Raw genomic sequence first — 15,535 nt, 5'->3', positions numbered from 1 at the left:
ATGAAACACTCCTCCGGATCCTCGGGCAGTCTACTTGGAAGACGTGTCCGGAGACCTCGGAGCACTTCACTTTCCCGCCTTGACAAACCCGGGCGGCGACGGACAATCCGAACGGAGGGCGGGGGAGGTCGGACCCGCGAAGCCGCTGCGGTAGAAGTTCTGCCGCGGCCTAGAAGCAAAAGACTGTCCTCGCCGGACGGGCAGGCTCCGGGATGACCTCTAGTCCCGCTGTCCCCTCACCTTGTCGAGGTGGGCCGCTGGGTGGTCATCCCGTCGCCTGATTGAGGCCTATCACTTTGAGCCGGGCCCGCAAGCCTGGCCTGCCCCCTCGCGTTGGTCTCTGTGTTGCGGGCCCGGCTCAAAGTGATTTTTGGGGCCTCAGGCGACGGGATGACCACCCAGCTCCTCTATTGGGGTTGCGTCAGCGCACCGCGTCCAGTGCGTTCACCAGGCCGTGGCCGTAGTACGAGTTGTTCTTCGCCGGTCCTGTGCACTCCGTCTCCGCCGCCGCGCACTTCACCACGTCGGCCTCTCCTTCGAGCAACCGCGCGATGAACGACGGCGGCGCCCCGCGGAACTTGGACGCCAGCAGTGCCGCCACGCCCGCCGCGTGCGGGGACGCCATCGATGTTCCGCACTTCGAGCCGTACAGCCCGCCGAACACCGTTGTCGACAGCGGGCACGACGGGCCCGCACCCTCCGGTGGCAGCTGGGAGAAGTCGCCGCCCGGGGCCGTCACGTCGATCGAACCGTAGTTGCTGAACGACGACTTCGTTCCCGCGTAGCCCACCGACGACACCGTCACCACTCCGTCGATCGCCTTTGGCAGGATGCCGCACGACGAGTCCACCGGGTGGGGGCGGTTCGGGTCCGTTGTCTGCTTCGTCGTGTCGAAGCCCGAGTTGCCCGCCGCCGACACGTTCAGGACCCCGTGGTGCGTCGAGAACTCGATCGCCCGCCGGACCGCCTCGTACGCCGCCGCGTCGCCCGGCTCACGCGAGCAGAAGAACATCCCCGGGTCGATGTAGTAGCTGTTGTTCGTCACCTGGAAGCCGTGCTTGGCCGCCCACACGAACCCGCACACCGCCGACTCCGGGAAGATGTAGCCGTCGTCGTTGACCACCTTCACCGACGCCAGCTTCACGCCCGGCGCGATGCCCGTGAAGCCCGCCGCCGGGTCCTTGCCCGCGATCGTGCCCGCCACGTGCGTTCCGTGGTCGGACGTCGTCGGGGCCCACGATGCCGGCGCGAGGTCCGGTGCCCCGCTCACGCACCCGGCCGATGAGCGGGCGTCGACCGCCGCCTTCAGCGCCGGGTGCGTCGCGTCGATGCCCGAGTCCAGCACGCCGACCGTCACCGCGCGGCTGCCCTGGAAGATCTTGTTCGCCTCCGGCGCGTGGATCGCCTTCATGTCCCACTGCTGCGCCGAAAGGTCACCGGCGGCGGCCGTCGAACGCGTGTCCTCCAGCGTCTTCACCGCACCGAGCGAACGAGCCGTGGCACCGGACGACGAAGCCACGTCCCTGCCGCCCGAATACGCCCGGTAGACGCCGATCCGCTGCTGGAAGTCCGCATTGCGCGAGCTGGCGATCGCGACGCCGATCTCGCCGTAGTACGCCACCTTCGTGCCGCACTTGGCCGCCAGCTCGCGATCGACGGCCGACGCGCGCGTGCCCGGCTGGTACGTCACCACGTACGTGTACGGCGTGCTCGTCGTGTCGCACGCGACCGGCGCGGCCTCGGCGGCCGGGGCCGCGGCGAACAGGCCGCCCCCGACGGCCAGCACGAGCGGGGCCGCCATTCGGCGTAAACGGGACATTCCACCTCCAGAGTCGGTGGCGTCAACCTAAACCGGCCCGGAAGACCGCGCCACCGACCAAAGTCAGGAGGCGGCCCGCGAACGCACCCCGCGCCACCCCAGCACGCCGATGATCGTGCCCAGCACGAACGACACCACCGTCAGCACCGCGTGCACGATGAAGTACGCCGTGGGCGAGCCGTCGGGGGTCCACGCCCGGTCGCTGTCCCACAGGTTCTTGGCGAAGGTGATCCAGATGATCCACGACCACACGCCGAAGGCCAGCAGGAACAGCGAGGTGCCTCGGGAAATCCGCATGCCCCTGAGTATGCGACGCGCGGCTCGGCGCTAGATTGCGTGGGTGCATTCCGCTGTCTCCCGGTCGCTCAAGGTCTTCACGACGACGCTCGCCGCCGCCCTCCTGGCCCTGAGCGCCCCGGCCCTCGCGGCCGCCGCGCCGCAGCAGGGCCAGTGCGGGAACCGTCAGGCCCCGCCGGCCCCGGTCGACACGTCGGAGAAGCCCGCGCCCGGCAAGCTGGTCCCGCCGCCGCTGGCCGTGCCCGCCGACCCGGTCGGCGGCCCGCGGATGGCCGAGTGCGGCCTGATCACCCCGGACGGCGCGCTGAACCCGCCGGAGGGCAACACCGCGGCGTCGTGGCTGGTCCAGGACCTCGACACCGGCGCGGTGATCGCGGCGAAGGACCCGCACGCCCGCCAGCGGCCGGCTTCGCTGATCAAGACGCTGCTGGCGCTCGTCGTCGTCACCCAGCTGAACCCGCAGCAGGTGATCGTCGCGACGAAGGAGGACGCCGAGCAGGAGTGCACCTGCGTCGGTCTGGTCGCGGGCGGTCAGTACACCGTCGACCAGCTGCTGCACGGCCTGCTGATGCACTCGGGCAACGACGCCGCGCACGCGTTCGCCACGGCGCTCGGCGGGGTCGACTCCGCGGTGGCCAAGATGAACGCGCTGGCGGCCCGCATCGGCGCCGACGACACGCGCGCCGCGACGCCGTCGGGCCTCGACGGGCCGGGCATGTCGACCTCGGCCTACGACCTCAGCCTGATCTTCCACTACGCGATGAAGCAGCCGGAGTTCGCGCGGGTCGTCTCGACGAAGAACTTCGAGATCCCGGCGACCGGCGGCAAGCCGGCCATCCCGATCTTCAACGACAACAAGCTGCTCGGCGTCTACCCGGGGTTCCTCGGCGGCAAGACCGGCTTCACCGACGACGCCCGGCACACCTACGTCGGCGCGGCGCAGCAGAAGGGCAAGCGGCTCGCGGTCGTGATGCTGCGCGCCGAGCAGAAGCCGACGAAGGTCGTCGACCAGGCCGCGAAGCTGCTCGACTACGGCTTCGCGCTCGAAGCCGACCGCGCCGTGCCGGTCGGCCAGATCACCTACCAGGCGCCGGCGGCCACGCCGTCGGGCACCGACCCGTCCGTGCTCGCCGACGGCGGCACCGGCAACAGCGGGACGTCCTCGGCCGCGGCCGCCGCCAAGGAGGACCCGTTCGGCGTCACCGGCTGGATCATCACGCTGGTGGTGTTCCTCATCATCGTCGGCGCGTTCGTCGTCGGGCACCAGCGCAAGAAGGCGGCGAGCTAGCGGAACCCGGGACCGGGCTCCGGGGTCACGTTGCCGGTGGCGATCGCGCCACCGCAGTGTCCACAAGCGACGTACGTGCCGGCGATCTCGCCGCAGTCGTTGTGCCGCAACCGGATCGGTGGGCCGGCCGGCCCGGCGAGGTGCTCGTCGCCCCACTGCATGAGCGTGACGACCGCGCCGAAGAGGTCCCGTCCGGCCTGGGTCAGCACGTACTCGGGCACGGGGTCGACGCGGTCGAGCACGCCCGCGTCGGCGAGGGTCTTGAGCCGCGCGGACAACGTCGGGCGCGGGATCGAGAGGTTGCGCGCGAACTCGCCGTAGCGGCGCACGCCGAAGAACGCTTCGCGCAGGATGAGCAGGCTCCACCGCTCCCCGACCAGGTCGAGCGCGCGCCCGACCGAGTCGTGCGTGAACCGGTGCGACAGGTCGGTCACAGCTGCTCCGTGCGGGCCGGGACGCCGAGCAGCAGCTTGCCCGGCAGCTCGAAGCTGGCCGGGTTGACCTGGAAGTGCGCGGTGGCGGTGTGGGCGTCGCGGAACCGGCGCTGCAGCGGCGAAGTCTCGTAGATGGCCGCGCCACCGCCCAGGTCGTACATGCTTTCGGCGACCTTCGCGGCGGTGCGCGTGACGTGCGTGGCGGCCAGGCGCAGGCCCACCTTGAGCGTGTCCGGCACCGGCTCGGTGCCCTGCGCGGCCTGCCAGGCGTCGTCGATGCTCGTGTAGTACAGCAGCCGCGCCGCGCGCAGGGCGGCCTCGGCTTCCGCGACGGCGGCCTGCGTCGCCGATCGCTCGGCCAGCGACCGGCTGGAGCCGAGCGGTTTGCGCGTCGAGGCCAGCTCGACGAGGTCGTCGATCGCGCCGCGCGCGTTGCCCAGTGCAGCGGCCGCGACCGACAGCGCGAAGTAGCCGAAGAGCGGGAAGCGGTGCAGCGCGACGGCGTCCGCGGGCGGGCCGCCCATGACCGAGAAGACGCGGTGTTCGGGGACGAACAGCTCGTCGGCCACGCAGTCGTGGCTGCCGGTGCCGCGCAGGCCGGTCGTGTGCCAGGTGTCGAGGACTTCGATCTCGGACTTGGGGAACGCTCCGACGTAGAGAGCGCTTTCGTGCACGAACCCGGCGAAGAGCCAGTCGCAGTGCGGGATGCCGCTGCAGAACGCCCAGCGGCCGGACACGACGTACCCGCCGTCGACCCGCCGGCCGGTCCCGCGCGGCGCCCAGACTCCGGCCGCGACGGTCTTGGGATCGCCGAAGACCTCTTCCGCGCACTTCCGCGGCGCGTAGGCCGAGAGCAAGCTGCTCGTCACGGCGATCGAGACGCACCAGCCGGCCGAGGCGTCCCCGCGCGCGACCGTCTCCGCGCTTTCGAGGCTGACCGCGGGCGGCGCCTCGGGGCCGCCGAGGTGCCCGGGGACGCCGCTGCGCAGGAGCTGCGCGTCGGTCAGCTTCGCGACCAGCTCGGCCGGCAACGCGCGCTGCTGTTCGGTGACGGGCGCGAGGGACTTGGCGAGGCCGGCGCACTCGCGGGCGGCGTCCAGCAGCATGAAACCTCCGGTTCAGATTTCTTACCGGTTCAGTTTCTTTACTGGGTGGATCGGTGTCAAGACTTGCGGCGGCCCCCGAGCCACGCGAGCAACGCACCGGCGCTGAAGGCACCCGCGACGGCGCCGAGCCCGGGCCCGCGCTGCACGGTGACGCTCTGCTCGAGCCGCACCGGCGGCGGGGGCGCGACGACCTTGCGCTGGTTCTCCTTCGCCGTCGCCGTCCAGGCGGTGACGAGGAGGAGGAAGCGCGAGACGAAGTTCGCGAAGACGAGCAGGCCGATGACCGGGCCGAACAGCGCGAACGCCGGCGACTTCGTGACGCTGGCCAGGTAGAACGTGGCGGCCTGCTGCAGGATGACGAACCCGATGGAGGCGAACGCCGCGCCCTTGACCGCGCTGCGCAGCGCGACGCGTTCGCGCGGCAAGCGCGCGATGACCCAGAGGAAAACGAGGGTGTTGGCGGCCAGGCCGAGCACGATGGTCGCGATGCGGAGCAGGACCTTCGCCCAGGTCTCGTCGGCCAGCCCGACGAGCCCGAGCAGGAAGTTCCCGACACCGCCGCCGATCGCGGTCAGCGCGAACGAGACGACGAGCGCGACACCCAGCCCGACCAGCGCGACGAGGTCCTTGAGCGTCTGCTTGACGATCGGCTGCGACTGCTTCTCCTGCCCCCACTGCGCGGTGAGCGCGTCCCGGAGGTTCGACATCCAGCCGACGCCGGAGTAGAGGGCGATGAGCAGACCGAAGATCCCGATGCCGCTGCCGGCTCCGATCGCGGCGTCCACGATGCCTTGGACGAGGCTACGCAGGCCCGAGGGCACGGAGTTGTTGATGCTGTCTTTGATCTGCTGGATGATCTGCGGGTCGTGGTTGACGACCAGGCCGACCACGGCGAAGGCGACCATCAGGATCGGGATGACCGACAGCACGCTGAAGTAGGTGATGGCGGCGGCGTAGTGGTTGCCGTACCGCTCGGTGAAGGCCTCGTTCGCCCGGATCAGGTGATCGAGCCACGGGTACTTCCGCCGCAGCCGCGGCAGGAGCTTTTCCTTCTCTTCTTCGTTCGCCACCGTGAAACGCTAACCACGCCCCGTGACTCCCGCAACGCGAGCGGCTCAGGTGAGGGAGGCGAGGAAGTCCTGGTAGCTGGTTTCGCCGCGAAGGATCGCCGCCCGGGGCCGCGTCGAGGCGTATCCGGCCACGCGGTCGTAGGTCGTGGCCAGGTCTTCTTCGGTGAGCGGCCGGGCCGTCTCGACGTCCGATGCTCCGCGTCCGGCGAAGCGCCGGCGCGTCTCCTCCAGTCCCGGCAGCAGCACGACCTCGTGAAAGCTCGCGCCGGTCTCGACGGCCAGCGTCTCGAGCCGCTCGGCGAAGCCCGCGCGGGCCAGCAGCTGCGGCACGACGACGTCGTGCCCCGCCGACAGGTGCGTGCGCGCCGCCGCCAGCGCGATCTCCCGGGCCAGCAGGCCCGCCTCGCCCGGCTCCGCGCGCCAGCCGCCGAGCATCGCCCGGACGCGGTCGACGTCCAGGGCCAGCGCCGGCGGGTGGGCGTCGGCGTAGCGCCGGGCCAGCGTCGACTTGCCGCTGCCCGGCGGGCCGTTCAGCAGGATCAGCTTCACCGCACCGGCGGCAGGAACCCGATCCGCTGGTACGTCTTGGCCAGCGTCTTCGACGCCACTTCGCGCGCCCGCTCCGCGCCCGCGGCGAGGATCTTGTCCAGCTCGGCGACATCGTCCAAATAGGACTTCGCCCGCTCCTGGATCGGCGTGACCCACTCGACGAACACCTCGCCGAGATCCTTCTTCAGGTCGCCGTAGCCCTTGCCCTCGTACGCCGCTTCGAGGTCGGCGATCGTGCGGTCGGTCAGGGCCGAGTAGATGGTCAGCAGGTTCGAGACGCCGGCCTTGTTCTCGGCGTCGAACTTGACCTCGCGGCCGGTGTCGGTGACCGCCGAGCGGATCTTCTTCGCCGAGCGCTTCGGGTCTTCGAGCAGCTCGACGATGCCGTTGGCGCTGGAGGCCGACTTGCTCATCTTGGCCGTCGGTTCCTGCAGGTCGTAGATCTTCGCCGTGTCCTTGATGATGTAGGGCTCGGGCACGACGAACGTCTTGCCGAGCCGGTTGTTGAAGCGCTGCGCGAGGTCGCGCGTGAGCTCCAGGTGCTGGCGCTGGTCCTCACCGACTGGGACGGCGTCCGCGCGGTAGAGCAGGATGTCCGCGGCCTGCAGGATCGGGTAGGTGAAGAGGCCCACGCTGGAGCGGTCGGAGCCCTGCTTGGCCGACTTGTCCTTGAACTGCGTCATCCGGCCGGCCTCGCCGAAGCCGGTCTGGCATTCGAGGACCCAGCTCAGCTGGGCGTGCTCCGGGACGTGGCTCTGCACGAACAGGGCGCTGCGCTCGGGGTCGATGCCGATGGCGAGCAGCTGCGCGGCCGAGACGCGGGTGCGCTGCCGGAGGACTTTCGGGTCCTGCTCGACGGTGATGGCGTGCAGGTCGACGACGCAGTAGAAGGGCTCGTGGGTGTCCTGCAGCTTGACCCACTGGCGCAGCGCACCGAGGTAGTTGCCGAGGTGGAACGAGTCGGCGGTGGGCTGGATCCCGGAAAGGACCCGCGGACGACGTTCGGCGGCGACGGTCTGCTCTTCGGACACGGGAGGATTCTTCCAGGCCGGGCCGCGCGGTGGGCGCCGAGGGGGTTCGAGCTGGGGATTCTTCCAGGCCCGCGGGATTCGAGGCGCGCCGTCGAGGGGAAGGGGGCGCGGGATCGGCCGTTGGTCGGCTCAGGGATGCAGCCCTCGCGCGGCGCGGGTTCCTCGCGGGTCCGCTGCCCCCTGGGCTGATTGCGCGGCGCGCGTTCTTCGCGCGGTCCGGCGCCGTCGGGCCGATCCCGCGGCGCGGGTTCCTCGCCGGTCCGCTGCCCCCTGGGCTGACTGCGCGGCCCGGGCTCCTCACGCGGCCCGGCGCCGTCGGGCCGATCCCGCGGCGCGGGTTCCTCGCCGGTCCGCTGCCCCCTGGGCTGACTGCGCGGCCCGGGCTCCTCGCGCGGTCCGGCGCCTTCGGGGCCGATCGCGCGGTGTAGGTCAGGCGTGCGGGTGCTGCGTCAGAAACGGGCGGGTCGGCGTGGCGTCCGGCTCACCGAGCACCGCCTCGGCCATCGCCGTCACCGGGCCCGGGGCTTCGGGGACCGCCGGGGCCGCCTCCGCCACCCGGGCCTTGCGGCGCTGGCGCAGCACCCCCAGCGTCATCCCGACGATGCCGAGCGCCACCGCGACCAGCCCGACCGGGCCGAGCACGCCGAAGCTCTCCGCGTTCGTGTCGGCCTGCGCCGTCGTCACGTCGGCGAACGCGCTGCCGCCGCCGGCGAGCAGCAGCGCCGCCGGGACGAGCGCGACCACCGCGGCCGCGCGGAATCCGCGCAGCGTGGGCCGCATCAGGGTTTGACCTGGGTTGCGCACCGGAGTGCCTCCCGCGAGTGACGAGCGCTGTGTCTCACCCATCCGAGTGAGAAGCTGCGTGCTACTGGTCAAAAAACTACCGAGCGTGTCAAGACCTGACGTCCCGATCGGCTCGGGGGCCGAGACTAGCGCCCAACCGAGAACACGGTCCGGCCGCCCCCACGGTTCACTCCCACCCCCCAAGTGGGTGTTGCGGAGGGCGGAACGCTCATACTCAAAGTAGAACGTGACCGATCCGTGTCCACCCGGACATCACCCGTTCATCGTAAATTCAGCTCACACTCTGCCATTCGTCGCAGTGCGGACTGCTCCGATCGCGTCGTCTTATTCGGAAAACTTTTCACTCGATAGTGATTGGTCTATACCTCTTGGAGTAGCCCATTCGGCTCGGTCGGACCGCGCACGACCGGCGTGATCAAGAGGAGTCCCGAATGTCGATTGCCCGGTTCCTGAAGCGCGCCGGAGTGGCGGTGAGCGCGCTCGCCGCGGCGAGCGCCGCCGTCGTGCTCCCGGCCACCACCGCGTCCGCCGCGGCGGACGCCTCGTTCGTCGTCAGCGAGGCCCAGTTCAACCAGATCTTCCCCGGCCGCAACAGCTTCTACACCTACAGCGGCCTGACCGACGCCCTCTCCGCGTACCCCGGCTTCGCGAACACGGGCGACGACACCGTCAAGAAGCAGGAAGCCGCCGCGTTCCTCGCGAACGTCGACCACGAAACCGGCGGCCTCGTCTACATCGTCGAGCAGAACACCGCGAACTACCCGCACTACTGCGACGCGAGCCAGCCCTACGGCTGCCCCGCCGGCCAGGCCGCCTACTACGGCCGCGGCCCGATCCAGCTGAGCTGGAACTTCAACTACAAGGCCGCCGGCGACGCGCTCGGCATCGACCTGCTCGGCAACCCCTACCAGGTCGAGCAGAACGCGGCCGTCGCGTGGAAGACCGGCCTCTGGTACTGGAACACCCAGACCGGCCCGGGCACGATGACGCCGCACGACGCGATGGTCAACCAGCGCGGCTTCGGCGAGACCATCCGCAGCATCAACGGCTCGATCGAGTGCAACGGCGGCAACCCCGCCCAGGTCCAGAGCCGGATCGACAAGTACACGCAGATCACCGGGATCCTCGGGGTCCCCACCGGAGACAACCTGTCCTGCTGAGCCGGGCGCGGCGAGAAGGGCCTCCCCGGCCACTCGGGGAGGCCCTTCTTCGTTGTCAGGCCTGGGGATCGAGGTGACCGAGCAGCTTGCGCAGGACGTCGTCGAGCAGGCCGAGCTCCTTTTCGGACAGTCCGGAAAGGAGTTCCGAGACGTTCGCGGTGTGCTCGGTCATCGCGGCGTCGACGGCGTCGAACCCACTGGCCGTCAGGCGGATGCGGAAGCTGCGGCGGTCGTTCGGATCCAGCGTGCGCTCGACGAACCCCGCCTTCTCCAGCCGGTCGAGGCGGCTCGTCATGCCGGCACGGGACATCATCAGCGTCGCGGACAGCTCCGACGGGATCAGCGTGTAGGGCCGCCCGGACCGGCGGAGCGCGGCCAGGACGTCGAACTCCCCGCGCTGCAGCCCGAACTTGCCGAACACGCGCTCCTGCGCCGGGCCGAGCACGAGCGCGAGCCTGCCCATCCGGCCGGCGACGCCGATGGCGGCGAGGTCGAGGTCGGGGCGTTCGCGGTGCCACGCCGACACGACGGCGTCGACGGCGTCTTCGTCAGTCACGCGCCCACTCTATTCGACGCCAGCACTATTCGCCGCCAGATAGTTTGACAGCGAACTATAAGACGTGGAACCATCCACGCATGACGACATTGCTGGTACGCCACGACGAAGCCGAGCGGCTCGGCTCGACCCCCGACACGATGACCCTGCTCGCCGACGTCTCCCAGACCGGCGGGCACCTGAGCACGAACCGCGCGTCGCTGGGCCGCGGGCGCGACGGCGCGACCCCGCACTTCCACACCTCGTCGGCCGAGATGTTCTTCATGCTGGACGGGGAACTCGAGGTCCTGAACGGCGAGGAGGTCGTGACGGTCCGGACGGGTGACATGCTGTTCGTGCCACCGCACACGAATCACGCGTTCGGGGCGACTTCACGCTCCGGCGCCGACGTGCTGATCGTGTTCACACCCGGCGTCGAGCGCTTCGAGTACTTCCGGATGATCGACCGGATCCGCCGCGGCGAGGCGTCGCCGGCGGAGATCCTGGCGTCCCAGGACCGGTTCGACAACCACTTCGTGGACAGCGCGGCCTGGCGCGCGGCCCGCGCGGCCTAGATGTCGTAGGTGGCGGTGACCGGCGCGTGGTCGGACCAGCGCTGGTCGTAGGAGGCGGCGCGCTCGACGACGACGTCGACGACCTTCTCGGCCAGGCCGGGGGTCGCGAGCTGGCAGTCGATGCGCCAGCCGGAGTCGTTGTCGAAGGCCTGGCCGCGGTAGGACCACCACGTGTAGGGGCCGGGGCCTTCGGGGTCGAGGCGGCGCTGGACGTCGGTGTAGCCGGCCTCGGCGTAGACGCGGCCGAGCCACGCGCGTTCCTCGGGGAGGAAGCCCGAGTTCTTGCGGTTGCCGCGCCAGTTCTTGAGGTCGACGGTGTCGTAGGCGATGTTCCAGTCCCCCACGACGACGACCTCGCGCCCGGCCGCGGCGGCCTTGGCGCGGAGCTCGACGAGGTAGGGCAGGAACGCGGCCATGAAGCGTTCCTTCTCGTCCTGGCGTTCGGTGCCGACGTCGCCGCTCGGGAGGTAGAGACTGGCGACGACGACCTTCGCGAAGTGGACCTCGAGGTAGCGGCCGCTGTCCTCGAACTCGGGTTCCCCGAAGCCGATCCGGACTTCTTCGGGCTCTTCGCGGCTGTAGACGGCGACGCCGTTGCGCCCCTTGACGGCCGAGGGGGCGTGCACCGAGAACCAGCCTTCGGGCTCGACGACGTTCGCGGGGAGCTGGCTCGCCTCGGCGCGCACCTCCTGGCAGGCGACGACGTCGGCCTTCGTGGTGGCGAGCCACTCGACGAAGCCCTTCTTGGCGGCAGCGCGGAGCCCGTTGACGTTCACGGTGGAGACGGTCAGCACGTCCCGCACGCTACCGGGTCGGTCTGCGAGACTGCCGGGCATGGGTGAGCTGACGGTGCTCGGAAGCTGCGGCGCGTTCCCCGAGCCCGGGCGGGCGTGCGCCGGGTTCCTGTTGTCACACAACGGTTTCCGGGTCGTCCTCGACCTCGGGTACGGCGCGGCGTCGCGCCTGTTCGGCCACGGGCTGCCGGACGCGGTGGTGGTGACGCACGAGCACCCGGACCACTGCGCGGACGTGAGCGCGCTCGGCCGGGCCTCGTACTACGGCGACGGGCCGCGGCTGCCTTTGTACTGCACGCCCGGCACCGTCACCCGGCTCGCGGCGATGGAACCGCGCCCGCACCCGACGGAGGTGTTCGAGGTGCGCGACCTGGCATCGGCCGCCGAGGTCGGGCCGTTCCGGCTGACGACGTTCGCACTGCCCCACCACGTGCCGAACTTCGGCGTGCGGCTGGCCGCGCCCGGGCTCACCGTGGCTTACACCGGTGACACCGGGCCTTCGCCGGCACTGGCCGACCTGGGGCGCGACGCGGATCTGGTGATCTGCGACGCGACCTATCGGACGCCGCCGCCCGGAGACGAGCCGCGGTACTTGATGACGGCTACGGAGGCGGGCGCGGCGGCAGCCGAGGCGGGCGCGCGCCGGTTGATGCTGACGCACTTCTGGCCGGGCACCGACCGGGCGGCCGCGGCCGAGGAGGCACGCGCGGAGTTCGGCGGCGAGGTGCTGGTCGCGGAGGAAGGCCTGGCGCTCGAGCTTTGACGCTCGGCTCGTCCTCGCCCGGCGGGTCCGCGGAAATCCTCACCTCGCGCCCGGACCCCCGTCCCCAGCGCGTTCCCCAGGCTCGGCCCCTCCGGCCCCGCCGCGCAGCCTCCGAAGCCCTGCCCGCGGAACTCCCCCTGGAGACCCCGCGGACGACACCACCTCGAAACCCATGCCGCATTCAGTTGTCGCCCGGCCCCGGGCGTTGCGCCACCTCCGATCTCCGGCTGCCCGAGTTCTAACACCCACCACCGACAAAAACCGGCCCTTGACGACCGAAGCTACGATGCTTAGCTTTAAAGCTATGCTAAGTAGCCACCATGTCTCCTAGAGCCGGCCTGACCACGGACGCCGTGGTCGACCTCGCTCTCGCCGAAATCGACGAATCCGGACCCCAGGCCCTCACCCTCGCCAAGGTCGCCGAACGCGCCGGCGTCGCCGCGCCTTCCCTCTACAAGCACGTCAAGAACCTCGCCGGCCTGCGCCGCCTGATCGACCTCCGCGTCGTGAAGGAAATGACCGAAGCCCTGACCAAGGCCGCCACCGGGCGCGAAGGCGCCGACGCCGTCCGAGCCGTCGCCGACGCCTACCGGGACTACCTCCGGCACCACCCGCACCGCACCGGCGCGCTCGCCACCGCCCCCGACGAAACCGACACCGAACTCAGCAAGGCCACCCACGCCGTCGCCGAGGTCGTCTTCGCCGTCCTGCGCCCCTACGGCTTCGACCACGCCCAAGCCGTGCACGCCACCCGCTGCCTGCGCGCCGCCGTGCACGGGTTCGCGGGGCTCGAAGCCTCCGGCGGCTTCGGGCGCCCCGAAGACGTCGCCCAGAGCTTCGAAGTCCTCAAAGCCATGATCGTCCAAGGCCTCACGAACTACTCGGAGCAGGAGCAGAAATGAGCTTCGTCCTCGCCGTCCTCCTCTTCACCGTCGGGCTCGGCGTGCTCGACGCCCGCTTCCCCTGGACGGAGGCGCGCAGATGATCGCCGGGCACTTCGGGCTCGCCGCCGCCGTCAAGGCCGGCCGCCCCGCCATTCCCGTGTGGACGCTCATGCTCGCCACCGCCTGGCTCGACGTCGTCTTCGTTCCGCTCTACCTCAGCGGCGTCGAGACCGTCGACGGCGCGGGCTACGGCGGCGGCGTCATCCACGCCGACTACACGCACTCCCTCGTCGGCGCGCTCGTCCTGTCGGCGCTCTTCGGGACCGTCGCCGCCATCCGCCTCGGCCGGGAAACCGGGCTGATCCTCAGCGGGGTCGTCTTCTCGCACTGGCTGCTCGACCTCGTCGTGCACCGCGCCGACCTGCCGATCCTGCCCGGCAACGCCGGCGACCTGCCCACGTTCGGCTTCGGGTTGTGGCGGCTGCCCGCCGTCTCGGCCGTCGTCGAACTGCTCATGCTGGCGGTCGGCATCGGCCTCTACTGGCGGGCCGCCGCGAAACGCGACCCGAAGCGCGCGAGGACGCTGGGCCTGTCAGCCGCGGCCTTCGGGGTCGTGACGCTCGCGGCCGACCTGCTCGGCGTATGACGGGGTTCAGCAGGCGGACCCGGCGACCGGCTCGGTGAACGCGGCGGCGACCCACTTGTCGTCGGCCACCTTCCGGAAGCCGTTCTGCACGCCCGGCAGGGCGTCGAACTGGGCGTCGCGCAGGTACTTGCCGACGACCTTCGCGTTGCCATCGGCCGTCTCGCGGGCGTTGAGCACGTCCGCGGTCACCGTCACCTTGCAGCCGGTGGCCGACGCCCCCGAAGCCTGCTTGTTCGTGTTCGTCACGTAGACGATGACGACCAGGACGATGGCGCCCAAGATGATCAGAGTCTTCTTCGACATGCCTTCCTCCAACCGCGAGCCCCGTCCCCCGCCAAGGGTAGGCAATCCTTTACCCGCACGGACAGCGCCGGACGCAGCAACCACCCGGAGGCGCCAGTCCGCATCACCCACCGGTGACGCACGGTGTACGAAAAAGGCCCTCTTCCCGGCGAACCGGGAAGAGGGCCCCTGCGAACCGGCTCAGCCCTGGGCGATCTTCTTCGCCAGGTTGTCGTCCAGCGTCGCGAGGAACTCCTCGGTCGTCTGCCACGGCTGGTCCTTGCTGATGAGCAGCGCGAGGTCCTTCGTCATCTGGCCGCTCTCGACGGTCTCGACGACGACCTGCTCCAGCTTGTTGGCGAAGCCGATCAGCTCCTGGTTGCCGTCCAGCTTGCCGCGGTGCTCGAGGCCGCGGGTCCAGGCGTAGATCGACGCGATCGGGTTCGTCGACGTCGGCTTGCCCTGCTGGTGCTGGCGGTAGTGCCGGGTGACCGTGCCGTGCGCGGCCTCGGCCTCGACGGTCCGGCCGTCCGGCGTGCGCAGCACCGACGTCATCAGGCCGAGCGAGCCGAAGCCCTGCGCGACCGTGTCGGACTGGACGTCACCGTCGTAGTTCTTGCACGCCCAGACGTAGCCGCCCTCCCACTTCATCGCCGCGGCGACCATGTCGTCGATCAGGCGGTGCTCGTAGGAGATGCCCTTGGCGTCGAAGTCGGCCTTGAACTCGTTCTGGTAGATCTCCTCGAACACGTCCTTGAACTGGCCGTCGTAGGCCTTGAGGATGGTGTTCTTGGTGGAGAGGTAGACCGGCAGCTCGCGGTCGAGGCCGTACTGCAGCGAGGCGCGCGCGAAGTCCTCGATGGACTTCTTGAAGTTGTACATCCCCATGGCGACGCCGCCGCCCTCGGGGAACTGCGCGACCTGGAACTCCATCGGCTCGGAGCCGTCGTCCGGGGTGTAGGTCACGGTCAGCTTGCCCGGGCCCGGCACCTTGAAGTTGGTCGCGCGGTACTGGTCGCCGTGGGCGTGGCGGCCGATGATGATCGGCTTCGTCCACGTCGGCACCAGCCGCGGGATGTTCTGGATGACGATGGGCTCGCGGAAGATCACGCCGCCGAGGATGTTGCGGATGGTCCCGTTCGGGGACAGCCACATCTTCTTGAGGCCGAACTCCTCGACGCGCGCCTCGTCCGGGGTGATCGTCGCGCACTTGACGCCGACGCCGTGCTTCTTGATGGCGTTCGCGGAGTCGATGGTGACCTGGTCGTCGGTGCGGTCCCGCTCCTCGATACCCAGGTCGTAGTAGTCCAGGTTCACGTCCAGGTACGGGTGGATCAGCTTGTCCTTGATGAACTGCCAGATGATGCGGGTCATCTCATCGCCGTCGAGTTCGACGACGGTGCCCTGGACCTTGATCTTGGCCATGAGCAGCGGTGCTCCTTCCGCGGATCTTCGCGTTCTTCTTTAAGTCTTCGCCGGTAGCGGTACAAGCGTACTG

The 15,535-nt window shown here is 70.2% G+C and carries 18 protein-coding genes; 6 read left to right on the top strand and 12 right to left on the bottom strand.

Going from position 1 to position 15,535, the window contains the following annotated elements; translation table 11 throughout:
- Positions 1 to 421: 421 nt before the first annotated feature.
- Both ACWEVP_RS11550 and ACWEVP_RS11545 read right to left on the bottom strand, forming a co-directional pair.
- The gene (locus ACWEVP_RS11550; RefSeq protein ID WP_452062462.1) at positions 422 to 1,819 is read right to left on the bottom strand and encodes a S8 family peptidase; all 1,398 of its coding nucleotides are present in this window, start codon (positions 1,817 to 1,819) and stop codon (positions 422 to 424) included.
- A 63-nt stretch (positions 1,820 to 1,882) separates the two neighbouring features.
- Positions 1,883 to 2,116, bottom strand: a complete 234-nt coding sequence (locus tag ACWEVP_RS11545) for an SCO4848 family membrane protein (protein ID WP_452062461.1) — start codon at positions 2,114 to 2,116, stop codon at positions 1,883 to 1,885.
- A 43-nt stretch (positions 2,117 to 2,159) separates the two neighbouring features.
- Between ACWEVP_RS11545 and ACWEVP_RS11540 the strand changes: the two genes are divergently transcribed.
- Positions 2,160 to 3,404, top strand: coding sequence for a D-alanyl-D-alanine carboxypeptidase family protein (locus tag ACWEVP_RS11540; protein ID WP_452062460.1), 1,245 nt, complete (start codon positions 2,160 to 2,162; stop codon positions 3,402 to 3,404).
- On the opposite strand, the gene ACWEVP_RS11535 is transcribed toward ACWEVP_RS11540, so the two are convergent.
- From ACWEVP_RS11535 to ACWEVP_RS11510, 6 genes are all read right to left on the bottom strand, one after another.
- Positions 3,401 to 3,838 (bottom strand): winged helix-turn-helix transcriptional regulator, encoded by a 438-nt coding sequence (locus ACWEVP_RS11535; protein ID WP_452062459.1) that lies wholly within the window; start codon positions 3,836 to 3,838, stop codon positions 3,401 to 3,403. The genes ACWEVP_RS11540 and ACWEVP_RS11535 overlap by 4 nt on opposite strands.
- Positions 3,835 to 4,944, bottom strand: coding sequence for an acyl-CoA dehydrogenase family protein (locus tag ACWEVP_RS11530; protein ID WP_452062458.1), 1,110 nt, complete (start codon positions 4,942 to 4,944; stop codon positions 3,835 to 3,837). Before ACWEVP_RS11530 ends, ACWEVP_RS11535 begins: the two co-directional genes overlap by 4 nt.
- 56 nt (positions 4,945 to 5,000) lie before the next feature.
- Positions 5,001 to 6,014 carry an inner membrane protein YhjD gene (yhjD, locus tag ACWEVP_RS11525; protein ID WP_452062457.1) on the bottom strand — a complete coding sequence of 338 codons (1,014 nt, stop codon included), beginning with the start codon at positions 6,012 to 6,014 and terminating at the stop codon, positions 5,001 to 5,003.
- A gap of 45 nt (positions 6,015 to 6,059) precedes the next feature.
- A complete protein-coding gene (locus tag ACWEVP_RS11520) occupies positions 6,060 to 6,563 on the bottom strand; it encodes an AAA family ATPase (RefSeq protein ID WP_452062456.1) in 504 nt (167 codons plus the stop codon).
- Positions 6,560 to 7,594 carry a tryptophan--tRNA ligase gene (gene trpS, locus ACWEVP_RS11515; protein ID WP_452062455.1) on the bottom strand — a complete coding sequence of 345 codons (1,035 nt, stop codon included), beginning with the start codon at positions 7,592 to 7,594 and terminating at the stop codon, positions 6,560 to 6,562. The genes ACWEVP_RS11520 and trpS overlap by 4 nt, the downstream gene beginning before the upstream one ends.
- 429 nt (positions 7,595 to 8,023) lie before the next feature.
- Positions 8,024 to 8,374, bottom strand: coding sequence for a hypothetical protein (locus ACWEVP_RS11510; RefSeq protein ID WP_452062454.1), 351 nt, complete (start codon positions 8,372 to 8,374; stop codon positions 8,024 to 8,026).
- A gap of 455 nt (positions 8,375 to 8,829) precedes the next feature.
- On the opposite strand from ACWEVP_RS11510, the gene ACWEVP_RS11505 reads away from it, so the two are divergent.
- Positions 8,830 to 9,558, top strand: coding sequence for a chitinase (locus tag ACWEVP_RS11505; RefSeq protein WP_452062453.1), 729 nt, complete (start codon positions 8,830 to 8,832; stop codon positions 9,556 to 9,558).
- 55 nt (positions 9,559 to 9,613) lie between these two features.
- On the opposite strand, the gene ACWEVP_RS11500 is transcribed toward ACWEVP_RS11505, so the two are convergent.
- A complete protein-coding gene (locus ACWEVP_RS11500) occupies positions 9,614 to 10,114 on the bottom strand; it encodes a MarR family winged helix-turn-helix transcriptional regulator (RefSeq protein ID WP_452062452.1) in 501 nt (166 codons plus the stop codon).
- Positions 10,115 to 10,194: 80 nt separating this feature from the next.
- Between ACWEVP_RS11500 and ACWEVP_RS11495 the strand changes: the two genes are divergently transcribed.
- A complete protein-coding gene (locus ACWEVP_RS11495) occupies positions 10,195 to 10,668 on the top strand; it encodes a cupin domain-containing protein (protein ID WP_452062451.1) in 474 nt (157 codons plus the stop codon).
- Here the strand turns inward: ACWEVP_RS11495 and ACWEVP_RS11490 are convergent.
- Positions 10,665 to 11,471 (bottom strand): exodeoxyribonuclease III, encoded by an 807-nt coding sequence (locus ACWEVP_RS11490; RefSeq protein WP_452062450.1) that lies wholly within the window; start codon positions 11,469 to 11,471, stop codon positions 10,665 to 10,667. The two genes, ACWEVP_RS11495 and ACWEVP_RS11490, sit on opposite strands and share 4 nt — an antisense overlap.
- 31 nt (positions 11,472 to 11,502) lie before the next feature.
- On the opposite strand from ACWEVP_RS11490, the gene ACWEVP_RS11485 reads away from it, so the two are divergent.
- The 3 genes from ACWEVP_RS11485 (at position 11,503) to ACWEVP_RS11475 (ending at position 13,755) form a co-directional block, all read left to right on the top strand.
- On the top strand, positions 11,503 to 12,225 hold the full coding sequence (locus ACWEVP_RS11485; protein WP_452062449.1) for an MBL fold metallo-hydrolase: 723 nt from the start codon (positions 11,503 to 11,505) through the stop codon (positions 12,223 to 12,225).
- A gap of 320 nt (positions 12,226 to 12,545) precedes the next feature.
- Positions 12,546 to 13,127 (top strand): TetR/AcrR family transcriptional regulator, encoded by a 582-nt coding sequence (locus ACWEVP_RS11480; protein ID WP_452062448.1) that lies wholly within the window; start codon positions 12,546 to 12,548, stop codon positions 13,125 to 13,127.
- A gap of 79 nt (positions 13,128 to 13,206) precedes the next feature.
- Positions 13,207 to 13,755: a permease gene (locus ACWEVP_RS11475; RefSeq protein ID WP_452062447.1), complete on the top strand. Its 549-nt coding sequence runs from the start codon at positions 13,207 to 13,209 to the stop codon at positions 13,753 to 13,755.
- A gap of 6 nt (positions 13,756 to 13,761) precedes the next feature.
- On the opposite strand, the gene ACWEVP_RS11470 is transcribed toward ACWEVP_RS11475, so the two are convergent.
- Positions 13,762 to 14,058: a hypothetical protein gene (locus tag ACWEVP_RS11470; protein WP_086682383.1), complete on the bottom strand. Its 297-nt coding sequence runs from the start codon at positions 14,056 to 14,058 to the stop codon at positions 13,762 to 13,764.
- Between the two features lie 180 nt (positions 14,059 to 14,238).
- Positions 14,239 to 15,462 carry an NADP-dependent isocitrate dehydrogenase gene (locus ACWEVP_RS11465; RefSeq protein ID WP_452062446.1) on the bottom strand — a complete coding sequence of 408 codons (1,224 nt, stop codon included), beginning with the start codon at positions 15,460 to 15,462 and terminating at the stop codon, positions 14,239 to 14,241.
- Between the last annotated feature and the right edge of the window lie 73 nt (positions 15,463 to 15,535).

The organism is Amycolatopsis sp. NPDC003865, from assembly GCF_053605345.1.
This window is presented reverse-complemented; position numbering and strand designations above follow the sequence as displayed.